At 71.3% G+C, this 17,479-nt stretch carries 17 protein-coding genes; 14 read left to right on the forward strand and 3 right to left on the reverse strand.

What is annotated here, in order from left to right; translation table 11 throughout:
• Nucleotides 1-48: 48 nt before the first annotated feature.
• Complete coding sequence (locus E1165_RS15595; RefSeq protein ID WP_132392084.1) at nt 49-1,038, forward strand: DMT family transporter; 990 nt, start codon at nt 49-51, stop codon at nt 1,036-1,038.
• Here E1165_RS15595 and E1165_RS15600 read toward each other — a convergent pair.
• A complete protein-coding gene (locus E1165_RS15600; protein WP_132392122.1) occupies nt 1,001-1,927 on the reverse strand; it encodes a diacylglycerol kinase family protein in 927 nt (308 codons plus the stop codon). The two genes, E1165_RS15595 and E1165_RS15600, sit on opposite strands and share 38 nt — an antisense overlap.
• A gap of 139 nt (nt 1,928-2,066) precedes the next feature.
• On the opposite strand from E1165_RS15600, the gene E1165_RS29005 reads away from it, so the two are divergent.
• From E1165_RS29005 to E1165_RS15610, 5 genes are all read left to right on the forward strand, one after another.
• Entirely contained in the window at nt 2,067-2,216 is a 150-nt protein-coding gene (locus E1165_RS29005; RefSeq protein WP_165945232.1) for a hypothetical protein, read from the forward strand.
• Nucleotides 2,217-2,322: 106 nt separating this feature from the next.
• Nucleotides 2,323-2,451, forward strand: coding sequence for a hypothetical protein (locus E1165_RS30380; protein WP_256370677.1), 129 nt, complete (start codon nt 2,323-2,325; stop codon nt 2,449-2,451).
• A 7-nt stretch (nt 2,452-2,458) separates the two neighbouring features.
• Nucleotides 2,459-3,145 carry a hypothetical protein gene (locus E1165_RS15605; protein ID WP_207916905.1) on the forward strand — a complete coding sequence of 229 codons (687 nt, stop codon included), beginning with the start codon at nt 2,459-2,461 and terminating at the stop codon, nt 3,143-3,145.
• Nucleotides 3,146-3,297: 152 nt separating this feature from the next.
• Complete coding sequence (locus E1165_RS29010; protein WP_165945233.1) at nt 3,298-3,465, forward strand: hypothetical protein; 168 nt, start codon at nt 3,298-3,300, stop codon at nt 3,463-3,465.
• Between the two features lie 127 nt (nt 3,466-3,592).
• Nucleotides 3,593-3,973, forward strand: a complete 381-nt coding sequence (locus E1165_RS15610) for a YccF domain-containing protein (protein WP_207916906.1) — start codon at nt 3,593-3,595, stop codon at nt 3,971-3,973.
• Between the two features lie 161 nt (nt 3,974-4,134).
• Here the strand turns inward: E1165_RS15610 and E1165_RS15615 are convergent, their stop codons facing one another.
• Nucleotides 4,135-4,917, reverse strand: a complete 783-nt coding sequence (locus E1165_RS15615; RefSeq protein ID WP_243704794.1) for a FadR/GntR family transcriptional regulator — start codon at nt 4,915-4,917, stop codon at nt 4,135-4,137.
• A gap of 135 nt (nt 4,918-5,052) precedes the next feature.
• Here E1165_RS15615 and E1165_RS15620 point away from each other — a divergent pair, with 135 nt between their 5' ends.
• The 8 genes from E1165_RS15620 (at nt 5,053) to E1165_RS15655 (ending at nt 12,723) form a co-directional block, all read left to right on the forward strand.
• Nucleotides 5,053-6,342: a sugar ABC transporter substrate-binding protein gene (locus tag E1165_RS15620; RefSeq protein ID WP_243704795.1), complete on the forward strand. Its 1,290-nt coding sequence runs from the start codon at nt 5,053-5,055 to the stop codon at nt 6,340-6,342.
• Nucleotides 6,343-6,431: 89 nt separating this feature from the next.
• The gene (locus E1165_RS15625; RefSeq protein WP_243704796.1) at nt 6,432-7,373 is read left to right on the forward strand and encodes a carbohydrate ABC transporter permease; all 942 of its coding nucleotides are present in this window, start codon (nt 6,432-6,434) and stop codon (nt 7,371-7,373) included.
• A complete protein-coding gene (locus tag E1165_RS15630) occupies nt 7,370-8,185 on the forward strand; it encodes a carbohydrate ABC transporter permease (RefSeq protein WP_132392088.1) in 816 nt (271 codons plus the stop codon). Before E1165_RS15625 ends, E1165_RS15630 begins: the two co-directional genes overlap by 4 nt.
• Nucleotides 8,186-8,188: 3 nt before the next feature.
• Nucleotides 8,189-9,337, forward strand: a complete 1,149-nt coding sequence (gene dgoD, locus E1165_RS15635) for a galactonate dehydratase (protein ID WP_132392090.1) — start codon at nt 8,189-8,191, stop codon at nt 9,335-9,337.
• A 4-nt stretch (nt 9,338-9,341) separates the two neighbouring features.
• A complete protein-coding gene (locus E1165_RS15640; RefSeq protein WP_132392092.1) occupies nt 9,342-9,980 on the forward strand; it encodes a bifunctional 4-hydroxy-2-oxoglutarate aldolase/2-dehydro-3-deoxy-phosphogluconate aldolase in 639 nt (212 codons plus the stop codon).
• Nucleotides 9,977-10,930: a sugar kinase gene (locus E1165_RS15645; RefSeq protein WP_132392094.1), complete on the forward strand. Its 954-nt coding sequence runs from the start codon at nt 9,977-9,979 to the stop codon at nt 10,928-10,930. The genes E1165_RS15640 and E1165_RS15645 overlap by 4 nt, the downstream gene beginning before the upstream one ends.
• Nucleotides 10,931-10,964: 34 nt before the next feature.
• Nucleotides 10,965-12,194, forward strand: a complete 1,230-nt coding sequence (gene manD, locus E1165_RS15650; RefSeq protein ID WP_132392096.1) for a D-mannonate dehydratase ManD — start codon at nt 10,965-10,967, stop codon at nt 12,192-12,194.
• The gene (locus E1165_RS15655) at nt 12,184-12,723 is read left to right on the forward strand and encodes a gluconokinase (RefSeq protein ID WP_132392098.1); all 540 of its coding nucleotides are present in this window, start codon (nt 12,184-12,186) and stop codon (nt 12,721-12,723) included. Before manD ends, E1165_RS15655 begins: the two co-directional genes overlap by 11 nt.
• 99 nt (nt 12,724-12,822) lie before the next feature.
• Here the strand turns inward: E1165_RS15655 and E1165_RS15660 are convergent, their stop codons facing one another.
• A complete protein-coding gene (locus E1165_RS15660) occupies nt 12,823-17,331 on the reverse strand; it encodes a HAMP domain-containing protein (protein WP_132392100.1) in 4,509 nt (1,502 codons plus the stop codon).
• Nucleotides 17,332-17,479 lie beyond the last annotated feature (148 nt).

Raw genomic sequence — 17,479 nt, forward strand, 5'->3', positions numbered from 1 at the left:
ACAGGGGCGGGAACGGTCCGGACCGGCGGGGCGGCTAGCGTCGCGGGCATGAGCAGCACCGGCACGTCGACACCCGGATCCGGCCCACGCCGCCGAAACGGCGGCCGAATCGGGGCGGTCGGGCTGGTGCTCGGCGGGGCGTTGTCGGTGCAGTTCGGTTCGGCGGTGGCCGCGCTCATCTTCCCGCGCGTCGGCGTGGCCGGCACCGTGACCCTGCGGCTGACCATCGGCGCGCTGCTCATGCTGGCGGTGTGCCGGCCCCGGCTGCGCGGGCACGACCGGGACGCCTGGCTCGCGGTGCTCGCCTTCGGGCTCGCCCTGGCCGGCATGAACTCGGTCTTCTACCAGGCCATCGAGCGGATCCCGCTCGGCCCGGCGGTCACCCTGGAAGTGTTGGGACCCCTGACCCTCTCCGTCCTCGCCGCCCGCCGGCTGGTCGCCTGGTGCTGGGCCGGGCTGGCCCTGACCGGGGTGGCCCTGCTCGGCCAGGGCGGCTTCGACCGGCTCGACCCGGTCGGCGCCGTGCTGGCGCTCGCGGCGGGGGCGATGTGGGCGGCGTACATCGTCACCTCGGCCCGCGTCGGCGGCCGGTTCCCCCGGGCGGACGGGCTCGCCCTGGCCCTCGCGGTGGCCGCCCTGGTCACCCTGCCGCTCGGGCTGCGTGACGGCGGTGACCGACTGTGGCACCCCGACGTGCTGACGCTCGGCGCCGGGCTGGCGCTGCTCGCCTCCGTGCTGCCGTACACCATGGAGCTGCTGGCGCTGCGCCGGCTGCCCACCGCCACCTTCGCGGTGCTGATGAGCCTGGGCCCGGCGGTCGCCGCGCTCGCCGGCTGGCTGGTGCTCGACCAGGCGTTGGACGTGGTGGAGATGCTCGCCATCGGCCTGGTGGTCGCCGCCAGCGGCGGCGCGGTCCGCGCCGCCGCCCCGGGCGGGACGACCGGCCCGTCCGCGCCCGGCCGGGGCGACGGTGGGTCCGTCGCCCCGCCACCGGAGCCACTCAACGCAGCAACCGCAGCGCCCCCGGCACCGCACTGATCCGTACCGGCAGCTCCAGCGCCCGCTCCCCGTCGGCGTACGTGGTGATCCCCTCGGCCGCCAACTCCACCGTGTGGGCCCGGTAACAACGCACCAACGGGTGTGTCACGTGCTCGCCGCGGTAGACGCGGGGTCTGACCCGGATCAGGGTTCGCCGGTCGAACCGGCCGCCGACCACCACGTCCAGCAGCCCGTCGGTGGGATCGGCGTCGGGACACACCCGCATCCCGCCGCCGTAGCAGGCGCTGTTGCCGACCGCCACGAGCACCGCCTCCACGGTGTGCTCCACCCCGTCGAGGCGCAGCGTGTAGCGGCGCGGACGCAGCCGGGCCAGCTCGACCAGGATCGCCAGGTCGTACCGGCGACGACCGCGCGGCCAGCGCAGCCGGTTGGCCCGCTCGTTGACCACGGCGTCGAACCCGGCGGCGAGCACCGCGCCGTACCAGCGGTGCTCGCCGCCGGCACCGGTCATCCGGGCCAGGTCGACCGGACGGTCGCGGCCGGCGCGCACCGCCTCGGCGATCACCCCGGCGGCGGCGAGCGGGTCGGCCGGGAAGCCGGTGTCGGCGGCGAAGTCGTTACCGGTTCCGGCCGGCACCGGACCGAACGGCACCCCGGTGCCGGCCACCGCCTGCAACGCCCGGTGCACCGTGCCGTCGCCGCCGACCGCGACCAGCGCGCCGGCCCCACCGGCCACCGCAGCCCGGCACACCGCCTCCGCCTCCGCCTCGGTACCGGCGGTCAGCAGCTCCACCGGCCGGCCGGCGACGGCGAGCCGCTCCAGCAGCCGGGGCAGCAGGTTACGGTGTCGACCCCGACCGGCCGTGGGGTTGGCGAGCACGGCCACGGGGCCGGTCGACCGGTGGTCGTCTGCCGTCACGGCGAGCACCGTACCGGTGGCGGCCCCGCGGCCCACCACCGCGCCGCGCACCCGTGATCAGACGGTGACGCCAGCGTCGACCCGCCGCCGGAAAGGCTCGGAACCGGCGCGGTACCACACGTCTCGTCGGATACCGGATACTGACCTCGTGCTGAACCGACACAGCGTCGTATCCGGGTTCCGCCGGGCGGCGTGGGCCCGCTGGCGACGTCGCGTCCTGCTGGCCGTCGCCGCCGGACGCGACCCGGTCCACCTCGGCCGCCGGGAGACGGGCGTCGACGACGCGTTGCGCGGCTGACTGACGGCACGCTCCGACCCGCGCGGCCGACGCGATCGCCGCCCGTACGCCAGCAGTCGCGGGCGGCCGGCGGCATGGCGGGGGGCGCAGCGGGTACCGGCCCGACATGCCGAATCCGTTCCAGTCGCAGATCGCCCCGGACGGAACCACCCAGCCGGTCGGCAAGCGGACAGCCGCCGACCGGCGTGGGGGCGACGAAGCCGACCACGTCCGCGAAGTCCTCGGCACGAGGTGAGCCGGCGGTGAGCCCCCGTCCTGACCGCTCCGGCCAGGACGACGCCCGGCTGCACGGGCTGGCCCGCCGGTTGGACAAGCCGATGGGTCTCCTCGGCATCCTGTTCCTGCTGCTCGTGCTCGGCCAGGTGATCACCCACGACGAACCGCTGGCCACGGTGCTCACCGTGGCCGGCTGGGTGCTGTGGGTGGTGTTCGTGGCCGAGTTCGCGCTGCGCGCCTGGCTCGCCCGGCGCCGCGCCCGGGAGTTCTGGAAGCGCAACTGGTGGCAGCTGATCTTCCTCGCCGTACCGTTCCTGCGCTTCGCCCGCGCCGCCACCGCCCTGCGCGCCGCGCGGGGCGGTGGCGTCGTCGCCGCCGCGGTGCGCGGCTCCCGGTCGGCGGGACGGTTGCTCACCGACCGGTTGGCCTGGCTCGTCGTGGTGACCGTGACGCTCATCCTGGCCGCCGGCCAACTGCTGGTGCTCACCCGGTCCTACCGGACGTACGGGCAGGCGCTGCACGACGTCACCCTGACCACCGTCACCGGGGAACCGCTCACCGCCACGGACACCTTCGCGCAGGTGCTCGAACTGGTGCTGGCGGCGTACTCCGTGGTGGTCTTCGGCACCCTCGCCGGCGCGTTCGGCGCGTTCTTCCTCAGCCGGGACCGTGGCGACGCCCCGGCCGCCGACCGCGACCCGGCGACGGACTGAGGACCGGCGACGTTTCCGCCCGGCGCCGAGCGCACCGACCACCGCCATGCCGACGGTTTCGCCCGCCGCCAGGTCTGGACGCACCGGAGGCGGGTACGGACTACCCGGCAGCGGTCGCTGCGACCGGCTGGCGACGCCGATCAGGAGGAGACATGACCCAACCCGACGAGAGCCGCGAGAAGACCCCGAAGACCGACGACGTCCTCTACACCCCCGACGGGGACCCGCACCACGACCTGGCGCAGGCAGCGCAGCCCGACGAGCACCTGCCCAGCCGCTTCGTACACGACGGGGAGGCGGAGACCGTCGGCGACGAGTGAGCCCGGCCCGCGACCGCGCGCCGGGGTCGGGCCGGCCGGGGCGGGCGGGGCAGCTCGTCGCCGGGTGCCCCGCCGGCCGGCGGTTCGCGCAGCCGGACCGCTGGCGACGGCCGGTCATCATGGAACGGTGATCCGCTTTCTGCTCAACGTGTTGTGGCTCGTCCTCGGCGGCGGCCTCGTGCTGGCCGTCGGTTACGGCATCGCCGCGCTGATCTGCTTCGTCCTGGTCGTCACCATCCCCTTCGGCGTCGCCGCGCTGCGCCTGGCGTCCTACTCGCTGTGGCCGTTCGGCCGCACGTTGGTCGCCAAGCCCGGCGCCGGCGCCGCCTCCGGCGTGGCGAACATCCTCTGGGTGGTGCTCGCCGGCTGGTGGCTCGCCCTGTCCCACGTCGTCGCCGGCGTCTCACTCTGCCTCACGATCATCGGCATCCCGTTCGGCGTGGCCAACTTCAAGCTGGTCCCGGCGGCGTTCTGGCCGCTGGGACGGGAGGTCGCCGACGCGCCCTGACCGGGCCGGCCGGCGCTCGGGCGGCGAGTTCGAGCGGGAGCTGGCGCGACTGGTCGGCGGCTACCTGCGACCGTGGTTGGCGGGCGACAGCCGCACCCCGGTCGTCGCCGCCTCCGGCGATCCGTTCGGCGACCGCTGGCGGCTCGCCCAACGTACGCCGGTCAGCGCGCGTCGCCCGCGGTGGCCGGGGCTGCCGGCTCGGCGGTCTGCTCCCAGATGGCCTTCATCTCGTCGAAGGCGTGTTCCATGATCTGGACCATCGCGCTGCGGGCCCGTTCGCCGTCGCGCCGCTGGATCGCCTGAGCCACGTCGGCGTGCAGTTGGAGGGCCTGCTCGTGCGGGTGGTGGGGCATGAGGTGGTAGTGGTGTCGGCCGCTGAGCACCTCGGCGACCAGGTCCTGGAGCTTGACGAACATCTCGTTGCCGGAGGCGGCCAGCACCCGCCGGTGGAACTCGATGTCGAGACGCAGGAAGCGCTCCTCGTCGCCGGCCTTGCCGGCGGCCCACATCCTCGCGGCGAGGCCGACGAGTTCGCTCGCCTCGTCGTGCCCGACGCGGCCGGCGGCCAGCCAGGCGGCGTGCGGTTCCACCGCCGTCCGTAGCTCGGTGATCGAGCGGATCTGGGCGATGCGGCCGGCCGAGGCGAGTCGCCAGCGGATCACCTGCGGGTCGAAGACGTTCCAGGCGTCCGGCGTGCGGATCATGACGCCGACGCGTCGGCGGGTCTCGATGAACCCGATCGAGGCGAGCACCCGCAACACCTCGCGGACCACCGAGCGGGACACCGCGTACCGGTCGACGAGGTTGTCGATGTTGAGGACCGACCCGGGCGGGAGATCGCCACCGCAGATGGCCGTGCCGAGGTGATCGAGTACGCGTGCGTGCAGCCCGGACTCGGTAGGGGCGTTCTGGGCGGCTACGCCCCCGGAGGAGTGCGGTTCCACGTGACCGAGCATATCAGTTAGATCAACCTCTTGAATAAATCTGCTTTTTCACCCTAACATCCGGATGTTAAGCGGATGTAAATACCGGGTTGACGCCCTACCCGGGCAGCGACCGGGACAGAAGGAGAGATGAGCGTGCGACGTCGATCGATAATCGGCACTTCTCTGGCCATGGTCGTCGCCGTTGGCCTGTCCGCCTGCGGTGGCGGTGACGACGGCGGCAGCGGGTCGAACACCGTCCGCGTGACGCTGGTCAACCACGTCTGGACGGAGAACATCAAGAGGGCCCTGCCGGAGTTCGAGAAGCAGACCGGCCTCAAGGTCGAGGTGACGCAGCTCGGCGAGGACCAGCTGTCGGACCAGTACAACGTCAAGCTGAACGCCGGCTCCACCGACCTGGACGTGATGATGTACCGGCCGCTGCAGGAGGGGAAGCTGTTCGCCCGGAACAAGTACCTCGCCGACCTGACCGACAAGGCCAAGTCGGACGGCGCGTTCGAGTTCGGCGACTTCCAGCCCGGACCGGTGCAGGCCACCACGTACGAGGACAAGGTGGTCGGGGTGCCGATCATCACCGAGCAGGAGGTCCTCTACTACCGCAGGGACCTGCTGGAGAAGTCCGGCTTCACCGCCCCGCCGAAGACCCTCGACGAGCTCAGGGCCCAGGCGGCGAAGGTCGAGGCCGACAACCCGGGCGTGGCGGGCTTCGTGTCCCGGACCGGTAAGGCCGCCGCCGTGACCCAGTTCTCCAGCTTCCTGTACAGCTTCGGGGGCGACTTCGTCGACGCGAGCGGCAAGGCCTCCGTCAACACCGAGCAGGCCAAGCAGGCCTACGCGTACTACGGCGGCCTGCTGCGCGAACACGGCCCGGAGAACATCAGCACCGACATGAGCTGGTCCGAGGCGATGGCGATCTTCACCCAGGGCAAGGCGGCGTTCTACACCGAGGCCAACTCGCTCTACAAGAACGCCACCGATCCGGCCAAGTCGAAGGTCGCCGAGACGGTCGGCTTCGCCCCCTTCCCGGCCGGCCCGGCCGGCTCGAAGCCGTACAACATCCCGTCCTGGGCGCTCGGCGTGAACGACGCGTCCAAGAACAAGGACAACGCCTGGAAGTTCATCCAGTGGGCGGCCGGCAAGGAGCAGTCGCTGGCGCAGCAGAAGGCCGGCGTCCCCGGCGCACGCGCCTCCGTGTGGGCGAAGCCGGAGGGCACCGCGACCTATCCGCGGGACCTGGCCGAGGCCACGAAGGTCAGCACCGCCAACGGTGTCGGCCACGACCGCCCGCTGGTCGTGAAGGTCGCCCAGGCGCGGGAGATCGTCGGTCAGCCGATCGTCGACGCGATCACCGGCAAGGACGCGGCGGCCTCGGCCGACGCGGCCAACGAGGCGTTCCAGAAGTTCCTCGACGACGAGGCGAAGTAGTCCGACCGCGGGTGGTGGGGCTGACCGGCCTCGCCACCCGCGCCGGAACCCTGGCCGCCCTGAGAACCCCGGAGACCCTCATGTCAGCCGTGACCACACCCGTCAGCAGACCGTCCGAGGTCCGCCCGCCGTCCCCGGCGACGTCGGCCTGGTCGCGTTGGGCCAACGCGCACCGCAAGTGGCTCTTCGCGGCGCCCGCCATGGCGTTCGTCGCCGTTTTGATCATCTTCCCGGTCGCGTGGACCGGGTACCTCAGCCTGACCGACGCCGAAGGGTCGGTACGCGCCGAGAGCGAGTTCATCGGTTTCCAGAACTACCTGGACGTGCTCTCCGACACCGACCGGTTCTGGCCGGCGGTGTGGCGCACGGCCCTCTTCACCGGTGTCGTGCTCCTTGTCGAGGTTGTGCTCGGCATGGCGATCGCCCTGCTGCTGTGGCGACCGTTCCGGGGCGAGAAGTGGGTCCGCGTCGCCATCCTGCTGCCGCTCGTCGCCACGCCGGTCGCGGTCGGCATGATGTGGCGGCTGATCTTCGACCCCAACATCGGCATGGCGAACCAGATGCTGAGCTGGTTCGGCATCGGGCCGCAGCCGTGGCTGGCCGGGCAGAACTCGGCCCTGCCGACCACGATGTTCATCGACATCTGGCAGTGGACCCCGATGGTCGTGCTGATCCTGCTCGCCGGCCTGACCTCGCTCTCCGACGAGCCGCAGGAGGCGGCGCTGATCGACGGCGCCAGCACCTGGCAGCGCTTTCGGCACGTCACCCTGCCGCTGCTGATGCCCACCATGATCGTTGCGATCCTGCTGCGCGGCATCGACGCCCTGAAGACCTTCGACATCCTCTACGCGACCAAGGGCCGCGGTGGCGGATCCTTTCACGAGGTGGAGACCTTGAACGTCTACGCCTACGGCCTCAGCTTCGACTACAACGACTACGGCGTCTCATCGACGGTCCTCATCATCTTCTTCCTGATCATCATCGGGGTGATGTGGGCCCTGACCTACCGCAAGAAGGGGCTGGAGCGATGAAGCCGAGCAGGCCGTTCGAGGTGTTCCGGGCGGCGGCCCTGGCCGTCGTGGTGTTCTCGCTGGTCGCGCCGCTGCTCTGGATGGTCGCCGCGTCATTCAAGACCAACGTCGACATCTACGACACGGGGAAGGCCTTCGCCTTCTCGCCCACGCTGGACAACTACGACACCGTCCTCCAGCAGGCGAACTACGTCCAGTTCATCGGCAACAGCCTCTGGGTGGCGCTCGCGGCCACCGTGTTCTCGCTGGTCCTCGGCGTGCCGGCGGCGTACTCGATGAGCCGTTTCAACATGAAGAAGTCCGCGCTCGTCGTGCTCATGGCCCGGGTGATCCCCGGCGTCTCGCTGCTGGTGCCCTGGTACTACGTCTTCTCGAACCTGCAGATGGTCGGCGGATACACCGTGCTGATCCTCAGCCACATGTTCGTGTCGTTGCCGCTGATCGTCTACATCATGATGAGCTACTTCGACGGCCTTCCCACCGAACTCGAAGAGGCGGCCCTGGTCGACGGACTGACCCACATCGGCGCGTTCCGGCGGATCACCCTGCCGCTGTCGGTGCCCGGCGTCGCCACCGCGGGCATCCTGTCCTTCATCTTCTCCTGGAACAACTTCATGTTCGCCCTGGTGCTCTCCGGGGCCGACACCAAGACGCTACCCGTCGCGATCTTCGATTTCGTCGGCTACGCCAGCATCGACTGGGGCGGCCTGATGGCGGCGGCCACCGTGGTCACCCTGCCGATCATGCTCATCACCCTGTTCGTGCAGAAGTACATCGTCTCCGGCCTCACCGCCGGCGCCACGAAGGGCTGAGACATGACGACGATCGCACGGGTCGAGACGTTCCTCGTCGCGCCGCGCTGGCTGTTCGTCCGGGTGGAGACCTCCTCCGGGATCGTCGGCTGGGGCGAGGCGACGTGCGAGGGCCGCTCCGAGACGGTCCGCACCGCCGTCGAACAGCTCAGTGAGCTGCTGGTCGGCCGGGACGCGCTGCGCATCGAGGACCACTGGCAGGTGCTGACCAAGGGTTCGTTCTACCGGGGCGGACCGATCCTGTCCAGCGCCGTCGCCGGGCTCGACCAGGCGCTGTGGGACATCGCCGGTAAGCACTTCGGCGCGCCGGTGCACCAACTGCTCGGCGGCCCGGTCCGGGACCGGATTCGGGTCTACGGCTGGGTCGGCGGCGACGAGCCCGACGAGGTCCGCGACCAGATCAGCGCCGCCGTCGAAAGCGGCCTGACCGCGGTGAAGATGAACGCGTCCGGGCGGATGAGCGCGGTCGCCTCGGTCGCCGAACTCGACGGCGTGGTCCGGCGGGTGGCCGCCGCCCGCGAGGTGCTCGGCGACGAGCGGGACGTCGCGGTCGACTTCCACGGCCGGTTCACCCTCGCCACCGCCCGCCGGGTCGCGCCACTGCTCGAGGAGTTCCGGCCGTTCTTCCTCGAGGAGCCGGTGGTTCCGGAGAACTCGCACCTGATCGCCGAGTTCGTCCGCTCCACCACCACGCCGGTGTCGACCGGGGAGCGGCTCTACAACCGGCAGGAGTTCCTGCCGGTGCTGCAGGCCGGCATCGCGGTTGCCCAGCCGGACCTCTCGCACGCCGGCGGCATCACCGAGGTACGCAAGATCGCCGCGCTCGCCGAGGTGTACGACGCGCAGCTCGCCCCGCACTGCCCGCTCGGACCGATCGCCCTGGCAGCCTGCCTGCAGGTCGGTTTCGCGACGCCGAACTACCTGATCCAGGAACAGAGCGTCGGCATCCACTACAACCTCGGCGCCGAAGTGCTCGACTACTGCCTCGACAAGACCCCGCTGACGTTCGTCGACGGGTACGTCGAGCGGCTCACCGCTCCCGGGCTCGGCATCGAGATCGACGAACACGCGGTGCGGACGGCGGACAAGCGCGGCCACGCCTGGCGCAGCCCCACCTGGCGGCACCGCGACGGCTCCTACGCGGAATGGTGATCACATGACTGTCAATCTCACCGCCGAACTCGCCGCTGCCCGCGTCCTCGCGGTCATCCGCGGCACCGACACCGCCGGCGCGATCGCCGCCGGGACCGCCCTGCTGGAGGAGGGGATACGCCTCGTCGAGGTGGCCCTCACCACGCCGGACGCCCCGCGCGCCGTGGCGGCGCTGCGCGCCGTCGCGCCCACGGGGTCCGTGGTCGGAGCCGGCAGCGTACTCACCGCCGCCGACGTCGCCGACGTGGCCGCCGCGGGCGCGCAGTTCGTGGTCACGCCGGCCGTGGTGGAGTCGATCTCCGAGGCGGTCCGCCGCGGGATCCCGGTCGCCGCCGGGGCCCTCACCCCGACCGAGGCGTACACCGCGACGCGGATGGGGGCGTCGGCGATCAAGCTGTTCCCGGCGTCGGTCGGCGGCCCGGCGTACCTCAGGGCGGTGCGCGACCCGTTCCCGGACATCCCGTTCGTCGCGGTCGGCGGCGTGGGCCTGGACGACGTGCCCGGCTACCTCGGGGCCGGCGCGATCGCGGTGGGCGTCGGCGGCCCGCTGGTCGGCGACGCCGCCTCCGGCGGCGACCTGGCCGCACTGCGCGCCCGGGCCCGCACCTACCTCGCCGCGGCGCGCGGGTCGGTGGGCTCATGACCGCACCGGACCTGCTCACCTTCGGTGAGACCATGGTGTCGTTGCGCTCGGCCGGTCCGCTCGCCGCCGGCGGACCGCTGACCATGCACCTGGCCGGGGCTGAGTCCAACGTGGCCGTCGGGGTGGCCCGGCTGGGCCACCGGGCCGCGTGGGTCGGCCGGGTCAGCACCGACGAGCTCGGCGAGTACGTGCTGCGGCGGTTGCGCGCCGAGGGCATCGGCGTCGATGGGGTGACCCGGGATCCGGATCGCCCGACCGGCCTGATGTTCGTGGAGCAGCGCACCGCCGACCTGACCCGGGTGCAGTACCAGCGGTCCGGGTCTGCGGGGTCCGCCCTGCGGGCCGACGACCTGCGGGCGTCGCTGTCCGCCGGAGCCCGGATGCTGCACCTGACCGGGATCACGCCGGCGCTGTCCGACACCGCCCGAGAAGCCACCCGGTGGGCGGCCGAGGCCGCCGCGGCGGCGGGCGTGCCGGTCTGCCTCGACGTCAACTACCGCGCTCGGCTCTGGTCCCGGAACGCCGCCCGCGAGGCGCTCACCCCGCTGACATGGTCCGCCTCGACCGTCGTCGCCTCCGCCGACGAGCTGGACCTCGTCGGTGCCCCCGGAGCCGACGAGTCCACCGTGGTGGCGGAGCTGTTCCGGCGCGGCGTGCGGACGGTCCTGGTCAAGGTGGGTGCCGACGGTGCCCGGGCGCACACCCCGGACGGTGTCCAGCACGCCGGTGTGCTGGCCGTGACCGCCGTCGACACCGTCGGCGCCGGGGACGCGTTCACCGCGGGCTACCTCTCCGGGTGGTTCGACGGACTGGACCTCGCCGGCCGCCTGCGTCGCGCCGCCACCCTCGGTGCCTTCGCGGTCTCCAGCCGGGGTGACTGCGAGGGGCTGCCCCGCCGCGCCGAGCTGTCCCTCCTCGACGGGCACGAGACCGGAAGTGTCCTCCGTTAGCCGCCGCCACACCACGTGAAGAAAGGCACCCTCCGTGAAGATCGCCGCTGCCGACGTCATCGTCACCAGTCCCGACCGCAACTTCGTCACCCTCAAGATCACCACGGACGAGGGCATCGTCGGCCTGGGTGACGGCACACTCAACGGGCGGGAACTCTCGGTCGCCTCGTACCTGCGCGACCACGTCGTACCGCTGCTGATCGGCCGGGACCCGCACCGCGTCGAGGACACCTGGCAGTTCCTGTACCGCTCGGCGTACTGGCGGCGTGGGCCGGTCACCATGGCCGCCATCGCCGCGGTCGACGTCGCCCTGTGGGACATCAAGGCCAAGGCGGCCGGCATGCCGCTGTACCAACTGCTGGGCGGCGCGTCGCGCACCGGCATCATGGCGTACGGGCACGCCTCCGGCCGCGACCTGCCGGAGCTGTTCGACTCGATCCGCCGGCACCTGGAGGACGGCTACCGGTCGATCCGCGTCCAGACCTCCGTGCCCGGCATCAACGTTGTGTACGGCGTCGCCGCGCAGCCCAGCGCCGACGGCAAGCGGTACGACTACGAGCCCGCGCAGCGCATCCCGCTTCCGGCCGAGGAGGACTGGGACACCCGCGCGTACCTGCGCCACCTGCCCGGCGTGTTCGAGGCGGTCCGCAACGAGTTCGGCCCGGAGCTGCCCCTGCTGCACGACGGTCACCACCGGATGACGCCCATCCAGGCCGCCAAGCTCGGCAAGGAGCTGGAACCGTACGACCTGTTCTGGCTGGAGGACTGCACGCCGGCGGAGAACCAGGAGGCGCTGCGGCTGGTCCGCCAGCACACCACCACCCCGCTGGCGATCGGCGAGGTCTTCAACACCGTGTGGGACTACCAGACCCTCATCCGGGAACAGCTCATCGACTACGTCCGGTCCGCGGTCACCCACACCGGCGGCATCACCGCCCTGCGCAAGCTGCTCGACTTTGCCGCCCAGTACCAGATCAAGTCGGGCATCCACGGCCCGACCGACATCTCCCCGGTCGGCATGGCCGCAGCGCTCCACCTGGACCTGGCCATCCACAACTTCGGCATCCAGGAGTACATGCGGCACGGATCCCTCACCAACGAGGTGTTCCGGCAGTCGTTCACCTTCACCGACGGCTACCTGCACCCGGGCGAGCAACCGGGCATCGGCGTCGAGATCGACGAGGAGGCCGCCGCCCGCTTCCCGTACGTCCCGGCCTACCTGCCCTTCAACCGGCTCAAGGACGGCACCGTCCATGACTGGTGACCCCGCGCCCACGCGGCACGTCGTCGTGATGGGCGTCTCCGGCGTGGGCAAGACCACCCTGGCCCGGCTCCTCGCCGACGCCACCGGACTCGTCTTCGGCGAGGCCGACGAGTTCCACACCGCGGCCAACGTGGCGCGGATGCGCTCCGGTGTGCCCCTGGACGACGCGGCCCGCTGGCCATGGCTGCGCGAGCTCGCCGGCTGGATGACCGCCCGGCACCGGGAGGGCGTCTCGACGGTGCTGGCCTGCTCCGCGCTCAAGCGGTCCTACCGGGACGTCCTGCGGGAGGGACCGCCGACGGTGGACTTCGTGCATCTGGACGGCCCGGCCGACGTCATCCGGGCGCGGATGTCACTGCGCGCCGGCCACTACATGCCGGCGAGCCTGCTCGACTCCCAGACCGACACCCTGGAGACCCTCGGCCCGGACGAACGAGGCGTGGTGCTCGACCTGCGGCTGCCCGCGGCGACGCTCGTTCCGGTGGTGGCGGCGCGCCTCGGTCTACCGGTCACCGTCAAGGACGGCTGAGCCGGCGCCACGCGGTGACCCAGGACGACGACGTGGCAAGGTCAACGCCACGACCGGCCCGACCGGCGCGCAGGTCGGGCCGGTCGGGCGGTCGGGGCGTCAGGCCGTCAGCCAACGGTGGATGCAGTGCAGCAGGTCGTCGGCGTCGACCGGCTTGGTCACGTAGTCGCTGGCGCCGGAGGAGATGCTCTTGTCCCGGTCGCCGTGCATGGCCTTGGCGGTCACCGCGATGATCGGCAGGTCCGCGTAGCGGGGCATGGCGCGGATGGCCGCGGTGGCGGCGTACCCGTCCATCTCCGGCATCATGACGTCCATCAGCACCAGATCGATGTCGTCGTGCCGCATCAACGTCTCGATGCCCTTGCGGCCGTTCTCCGCGTACACCACGTCGATGCCGTGCAGTTCCAGGATGTTGGTGAGAGCGAAGACGTTACGCGCGTCGTCGTCGACGACGAGGACCTTGCGGCCGGCCAGGGCGACGGAGAGCGGGTCGCCCGGGGCGGGCGCGTCGGCGACCACCGGGGTGAACGGCACCACCCGCTCGGGGGTGTCGACCGAGAGGTGCAGGGCGATGCGCTCCCGCAGGTCGTCGAGGCTGCGCAGAACCTCCAACGGCCGGTCGTCGGCCATCGCCTGCAGTAGGGCCTCCTGCCCGGGCGTGAGCGGGTTGCCGTGGTACGCCAACACCGGGACGGCACGCAGGTTCAGGTCGTCGTGCAGGGCCTTGAGCAGGGCGCTGCCGCTGTCCTCGGGCATGTCGAGGTGCAGCACGAGCAGGTGGTGCCGGTTCGCGGCCAGGGTCTCCACGGCCGAGGCGGTGTCGGCAACCGTCGACACCTCGACCGGCAGGTCGGTCAGCCCGAGGGCCACACCCCGGGCCAGCAGGGTGAGCAGGCCCATGTCGTCGTGCTCCAGCACCATCACCCGCCGCAGTTGCTCGGCACGCCACTGCGCGGCCGTCTCCGTCGCCGCGGGCACGGCCACCGGCAGCGCCGCCGGCGACTCGGTGGCGGCCGGCACGGCGGTTTCGCTGCTCGTCACGGGCAAATAGAGGGTGAAGATGCTGCCCTTGCCGAGCACGCTCTGCGCGGTGATCCGGCCACCGAGCAGGTGGGCGATCTCCCGGCTGATGGACAGTCCGAGCCCGGTGCCGCCGTAGCGGCGGCTGGTGGTGCCGTCGGCCTGCTGGAAGGCGTCGAAGATCGCTCCGAGGTGCTGTTCGGCGATGCCGATGCCGGTGTCGACGACCCGGAAGGCGATCACCTGTTCCCGTTCGGCCATGGTGGCGGGCAGTTCCTCTGGCCGGGCGCGTTCGATGCGCAACTGCACCCGCCCCTTCTCGGTGAACTTGACCGCGTTGGAGACCAGGTTGCGCAGCACCTGCCGGAGCCGCTGCTCGTCGGTGTGCAGCTGGGTCGGCACGTCGGGGCCGGTGACGATGTCCAGCTCCAGCCCACGTGGCGTGGTCAGCGGGCGGAAGGTGGCGTCGACGTAGTCACGCAGGGTGGACAGGTCGAAGGTCTCCGGGTTGATGTCCATCTTGCCGGCCTCCACCTTAGACAGGTCGAGGATGTCGTTGATCAGCTGGAGCAGGTCGGTGCCGGCGGAGTGGATGACGGTGGCGTACTCCACCTGCTTGGTGGTCAGGTTCCGCGACGGGTTCTGGGCGAGCAGTTGAGCCAGGATGAGCAGCGAGTTCAGCGGCGTCCGCAGCTCGTGGCTCATGTTCGCCAGGAACTCCGACTTGTACTTCGAGGCCAGCGCGAGCTGCTGCGCCCGGGCCTCCAGTTCCTGTCGGGCCTGTTCGATCTCGGAGTTCTTGGTCTCGATGTCGTGGTTCTGCCGGACCAGCAGCGCCGCCTTGTCCTCCAGCTCCGCGTTGGAGCGCTGGAGTTCCTCCGACCGGGCCTGCAACTCCTCGGACCGGGCCTGCAGCTCGGCCGCGAGTCGCTGCGACTCGGTGAGCAGGACGTCGGTGCGGGCGTTGGCGACGATGGTGTTGACGTTGACCCCGATGGTCTCGGTGAGCTGGTCGAGGAAGTCCCGCTGGATCTCGGTGAAGCGGCTCATGCTGGCCAGCTCGATGACGCCGAGCACCTGGTCCTCGAAGAGGATCGGCAGCACCACCAGGTGTCTCGGCGCCGCGGCGCCGAGGCTGGAGGAGACGGTGACGTAGTCGACCGGCACCGCGTCGACGACGATGGCCCGCTTGCTGAGCGCGGCCTGCCCGACGAGTGAGTCGCCGAGGGCGTACCGGCGGCGGCTGGCGTCGTGGCCGTAGCCGCCGACGACCCGCAGGGCGGTACCGTCGGTGGTGTCGTCGACCAGCAGGAAGGTGCCGAGCTGCGCCGAGACCAGCGGGGCCAGTTCGTTCATGACCAGGCCGGCCACCACCTCCAGGTCCCGGTGGCCCTGCATCAGCCCGGAGATCCGGGCCAGGTTGGTCTTGAGCCAGTCCTGTTCCTGGTTGGTGCGGGTGGTCTCGCGCAGCGACTCCACCATCGAGTTGATGTTGTCCTTCAGCTCGCCGACCTCGCCCGGCGCGTCCACGGTGATCGACCGGGTGAGGTCGCCGGTGGCCACCGCGCTGGTCACCTCGGCGATGGCCCGAACCTGCCGGGTCAGGTTCCCGGCCAGTTCGTTGACGTTCTCCGTGAGGCGCTTCCAGGTGCCGGAGACGCCCTCGACCTCCGCCTGGCCGCCGAGGCGGCCCTCGCTGCCCACCTCGCGGGCGACCCGGGTCACCTCGGCGGCGAACGACGACAGCTGGTCCACCATGGTGTTGATGGTGGTCTTGAGCTCCAGGATCTCGCCCCGGGCGTCGACGTCGATCTTCCTGGTCAGGTCGCCCTGCGCCACGGCCGTGGTGACCTGGGCGATGTTGCGGACCTGGCCGGTGAGGTTGTTCGCCATGGAGTTGACGTTGTCGGTGAGGTCCTTCCAGGTCCCCGCGACGTTCGGCACCCGGGCCTGGCCACCGAGACGCCCCTCGGTGCCCACCTCACGCGCCACCCGGGTCACCTCGTCGGCGAACGCGCCGAGGGTGTCGACCATGGTGTTGATGGTCTGGGCCAGGACCGCGACCTCACCCTTCGCCTCGACAGTGATCTTGCGGCTCAGGTCGCCCTGCGCCACTGCGGTCGCGACCAGGGCGATCGACCGCACCTGGTTGGTGAGGTTGTTGGCCATCTCGTTGACGTTGTCGGTGAGGTCCTTCCAGGTGCCACCGACGTTGAGCACCCGGGCCTGGCCACCGAGACGCCCCTCGGTGCCCACCTCACGCGCCACCCGGGTCACCTCGTCGGCGAACGCGGAGAGCTGGTCGACCATCGTGTTGATGGTCTCCTTCAGGGCCAGGATCTCCCCGCGCGCGTCGACCCGGATCTTCTGGGTCAGGTCGCCCTTGGCCACGGCGGTGGTCACCTCGGCGATGCTGCGCACCTGGGCGGTGAGGTTGTCCGCCATCACGTTCACCGATTCGGTGAGGTCCTTCCAGGTGCCCGAGACGCCCTTGACGTCGGCCTGGCCGCCGAGACGGCCCTCCGTGCCCACCTCACGCGCCACCCGGGTCACCTCGGCGGCGAACGACGACAACTGGTCCACCATCGTGTTGATGGTGTTCTTCAACTCCAGGATCTCGCCGTGCGCGGTCACGGTGATCTTCTGCGACAGGTCGCCCCGGGCCACCGCCGTGGCCACCTGGGCGATGCTGCGCACCTGGTCGGTGAGGTTGCCGGCCATCGAGTTCACCGAGTCGGTGAGGTCGCGCCAGGTGCCGGCGACGCCGCTGACCTGGGCCTGGCCGCCGAGCCTCCCGTCGGTGCCCACCTCGCGGGCGACGCGGGTCACCTCGGCGGCGAACGACGACAGTTGGTCCACCATCGTGTTGATGGTGCTCTTGAGCTCCAGGATCTCGCCCCGGGCGTCGACGGTGATCTTCTGCGACAGGTCGCCCCGGGCGACCGCCGTGGTCACCTGGGCGATGTTGCGGACCTGACTGGTCAGGTTGCCGGCCATGAAGTTCACCGAGTCGGTGAGGTCACGCCAGGTGCCGGCGACGCCGGGGACCTCGGCCTGGCCGCCGAGGCGGCCCTCGCTGCCCACCTCGCGGGCGACCCGGGTCACCTCGTCGGCGAACGACGACAACTGGTCCACCATCGTGTTGATGGTGATCTTCAGCTCCAGGATCTCGCCCCGGACGTCGACGGTGATCTTCTGCGACAGGTCGCCCCGGGCCACCGCCGTGGCCACCTCGGCGATGTCCCGTACCTGGTCGGTGAGGTTGCCGGCCATGGCGTTCACCGAGTCGGTGAGGTCCTTCCAGGTGCCGGAGACACCGGGCACCTCCGCCTGGCCGCCCAACTGCCCCTCCGTGCCCACCTCGCGGGCGACCCGGGTCACCTCGGAGGTGAACAGCGAGAGCTGGTCGACCATGCCGTTGAAGACGGTGGCGATCTCCCCGAGCAGGCCGTCGGCGTCCTCCGGCAGCCGGGTGCCGAAGTCACCGTCGCGTACGGCGGTCAGACCCGCCAGCAGCTGCCGCAGCCCCGGATCCGCCACCGGGGAGGCGCCCGTAGCCGTACCGTGCGGTCGGGTCTCCCCCGTCATGTCGCCCACCACAACCACCTATGCGCTGCCGCCGGCGGCAAGCCGGCGATCCAACATCGACCGCGAAAGTATGCACAGGATTCGTCCGGCCCGCGCACCAGGCCGAGCCGCGCGTCGGGGGGCGGGCGCGGCGACGCCGTCCGCCGGT

Origin of the sequence: Micromonospora sp. KC723, from assembly GCF_004348595.1 — a bacterium.
Lineage (GTDB): Bacteria > Actinomycetota > Actinomycetes > Mycobacteriales > Micromonosporaceae > Micromonospora.